The organism is Bradyrhizobium sp., assembly GCF_019242285.1.
Lineage (GTDB): Bacteria > Pseudomonadota > Alphaproteobacteria > Rhizobiales > Xanthobacteraceae > Bradyrhizobium.
The window spans coordinates 1-2897 of the sequence record NZ_JAFAVV010000792.1 but is presented as its reverse complement, the minus strand read 5'-3'; the positions used below and the strand labels follow the sequence as shown (position 1 = coordinate 2897).

Genomic DNA, 2897 nt, shown 5'->3' with positions numbered 1-2897 from the left:
CCTGTCGGCAACCGTCGGCGAGCAGATCGCGGCGCTGAAGCGGGTCGCCGGCGAGAAGGTTGCGGCGCGGATCAAGCGCGAGCCCGACCCCTTCATCATGAGCATCGTCGACGGCTGGCCGCGGAACTTCGAAGCCAGGCGGGCGCGGGCGCTCGGCTTCACGACGGCCGAGACGTCCTTCGACGACATCATTCGCATTCACATCGAGGACGAGTTGAATGGCTCGTTCGTCAATTGAACCGTTGTTGCAGCCATCGGGAGTAGAGCCATGACAGCCAGCATCGTCGGATGGGCCCACACGCCGTTCGGCAAGTTCGATGCCGAGACCGTCGAGAGCCTCGTGGTCAAGGTCGCCAATGATGCGCTGGCGGATGCCGGCATTGCGGCATCCGACGTCGACGAGATCGTGCTCGGGCATTTCAACGCCGGATTCTCGCCGCAGGATTTCACCGCCTCGCTGGTGCTGCAGGCCGATCCCGCGCTGCGCTTCAAGCCGGCGACGCGGGTCGAGAATGCCTGCGCCACGGGCTCGGCCGCCGTGCACCAGGGCATCCGGGCGATCGCCTGCGGGGCGGCGAAGATCGTGCTGGTGGTCGGGGTCGAGCAGATGACGCGGACGCCGTCGGCCGAGATCGGCCGCAACCTGTTGAAGGCGTCCTATCTGCCGGAGGACGGCGACACCGTCGGCGGCTTCGCCGGCGTGTTCGGCAAGATCGCGCAGGGCTATTTCCAGCAATATGGCGACCAGTCCGACGCGCTGGCGATGATCGCGGCGAAGAACCACAGGAACGGCGTCGCCAATCCCTACGCCCAGATGCGCAAGAATTTCGGCTTCGACTTCTGCCGCGCGGAGAGCGAGAAGAACCCGTATGTCGCCGGGCCTTTGAAGCGCACCGACTGCTCGCTGGTCTCCGACGGCGCCGCCGCGCTGGTACTGACGGATTCAGAGACCGCCAAGGGCATGGGCAAGGCCGTCAACATCCGCGCCACCGCCCACGCGCAGGACTTCTTGCCGATGTCGAAGCGCGACATCCTGCAGTTCGAGGGCTGCACGGTCGCGTGGCAGCGCGCGCTGGAGCAGGCCGGCGTTGCGCTTTCCGATCTCTCCTTCGTCGAAACCCACGACTGCTTCACCGTCGCCGAATTGATCGAATACGAGGCGATGGGCCTGACGCCGAAGGGGCAGGGCGCCCGCGCGATCCTGGAAGGCTGGACGCAGAAGGACGGCAAGCTGCCGGTCAATCCGTCCGGCGGATTGAAGGCGAAAGGCCATCCGATCGGCGCGACCGGCGTCTCCATGCATGTGATGACCGCGATGCAGCTCGCCGGCCAGGCGCCCGAAGGCATGCAGCTCAACGGCCCAAAACTCGGCGGCATCTTCAACATGGGCGGCGCCGCCGTCGCCAACTACGTCTCGATCCTGGAGCCGGTGAAGTAGCCCCGCGAAGAAAGCGTAGGGTGGGCTAAGGCGCGCCAGCGCCGTGCCCACCGTCTTTCGCAACACGGTGGGCACGCTTCGCTTAGTCGTACTGAGTCACAAGAAGACTCAAGCCATTGAATCGACTCGTCTTTGTGCAAACATGGTCGTTCCAAAAAGCGAAAGGATTTCAACGAGAGCACCACACATGTGACTTAGTACGATTAGCCCACCCTACGAGCTACGCAGCCGTTACGCCGCTCGCACGATAGCGGGCACCGCGCCCTTGCCACGCACTTCCGCTTCCTCGAACTCTGCCGCGAGAATTGCGCGGTCGAGCGCGGCGCGCAGCTCCTTCGCCGTCTCCAGCGTCAGCTCGATCCCGGCGCGTGCGCCGGGCTCGAGGGCCGTGTTGATGAAATCGAGGGTGATGACGTCGCCGAGATTGGCATGGCGGGCGTGGTCATAGGCCACCACCGCATGCGACAGCACGAACCATTCGCCGGCGCGCTTGGCCATCCCTTCGGCGCCGACGACTTCGATGATCGATGTACACATGCCGCACGCCTCCTACTTCGCCAGATGCTTGCCGAAGAACGCGAACACCTTCCCCCAGGCGTCCATGCACTGCTCGGGCCGGTACAGCGGCCGGTGCCAATAGAAGAAGCCGTGGCCGGCGCCGTCATAGCGATGGAATTCGTAGGTCTTGCCGTGCTTCTTCAGCTCGGCCTCGTGCTGGTTCACCTGCTCGGGGCTCGGCGCGCGGTCGTCATTGCCGAAGATGCCGATCAGCGGACAGGAGAGATCCTTGGTCATGTCGATCGGCGCCGTCGGCGTCTTGGCGTTGAGCTCCTCCTTGCCCATCACCACCCGGCCGCCCCACAGCTCCGCGCAGGCATCGACGTCCTTCTTCTGGCAGGCATAGATGAAGGCGTGGCGCCCGCCGGAGCAGGAGCCGAAAACGCCGACCTTGCCGTTGTGTTCGCCCTGCGCGCGCATCCACTGCACGGCCGCCGCGGTGTCGCCGGCCATCTGGGAGTCGGCGATACCACCCTCGGCGCGCACCTTGGCGGCGACGTCGTCCGGGTTGCCCTCGCCCGCGCGCTCGTAGAGGTTGGCGCAGATCGCCATATAGCCATGATGCGCAAAGCGTCGCGTCGTCTCGATGTAAAGCTCGCTCCAGCCGGGGAGATGATGGATCAGCACCACGCCGGGGAAGGGGCCGTTGCCGGACGGCTTTGCCGTATAGGCCGTGATCGGGGTGCCCTGGTCGCCTTTCAGCGTGACGTTCTCGCAGGTCATGCCGCGATAGAATGACATCGTCTCTCTCCTCTTGCGTGACGGTCGGTGTGGCCGCGATGCGAATAGCCGCCCTCGATGACGGCCTCGCGTTCCACCGGTCGGGGGATCGTTGCGGCGGCAGTATTCGACAATCGCATCACGAGTGCAACACGGCGCCGCTCTCGCGCCGGTCACAAAC

3 protein-coding genes and 1 pseudogene are annotated in these 2897 nt (G+C 65.2%); 2 read left to right on the top strand and 2 right to left on the bottom strand.

The features are described from left to right. Both JOY90_RS32225 and JOY90_RS32220 read left to right on the top strand, forming a co-directional pair. A pseudogene (locus JOY90_RS32225) lies at positions 1-238 on the top strand (NAD-dependent epimerase); the annotation flags it as partial. A 30-nt stretch (positions 239-268) separates the two neighbouring features. Continuing rightward, the gene (locus tag JOY90_RS32220; RefSeq protein WP_291695132.1) at positions 269-1438 is read left to right on the top strand and encodes an acetyl-CoA acetyltransferase; all 1170 of its coding nucleotides are present in this window, start codon (positions 269-271) and stop codon (positions 1436-1438) included. 231 nt (positions 1439-1669) lie between these two features. Here JOY90_RS32220 and JOY90_RS32215 read toward each other — a convergent pair whose 3' ends face one another. Both JOY90_RS32215 and JOY90_RS32210 read right to left on the bottom strand, forming a co-directional pair. Further along, the gene (locus tag JOY90_RS32215; protein ID WP_291695131.1) at positions 1670-1975 is read right to left on the bottom strand and encodes a DUF6295 family protein; all 306 of its coding nucleotides are present in this window, start codon (positions 1973-1975) and stop codon (positions 1670-1672) included. Positions 1976-1987: 12 nt separating this feature from the next. Further along, positions 1988-2737, bottom strand: coding sequence for a dienelactone hydrolase family protein (locus JOY90_RS32210; RefSeq protein ID WP_291695130.1), 750 nt, complete (start codon positions 2735-2737; stop codon positions 1988-1990). Between the last annotated feature and the right edge of the window lie 160 nt (positions 2738-2897).

Bases quoted from the DNA above. Each gene is read 5' to 3' on its own strand.
- JOY90_RS32220 (WP_291695132.1), top strand. From the start codon at position 269: ATGACAGCCAGCATCGTCGGATGGGCCCACACGCCGTTCGGCAAGTTC.
- JOY90_RS32215 (WP_291695131.1), bottom strand. From the start codon at position 1,975: ATGTGTACATCGATCATCGAAGTCGTCGGCGCCGAAGGGATGGCCAAG.
- JOY90_RS32210 (WP_291695130.1), bottom strand. From the start codon at position 2,737: ATGTCATTCTATCGCGGCATGACCTGCGAGAACGTCACGCTGAAAGGC.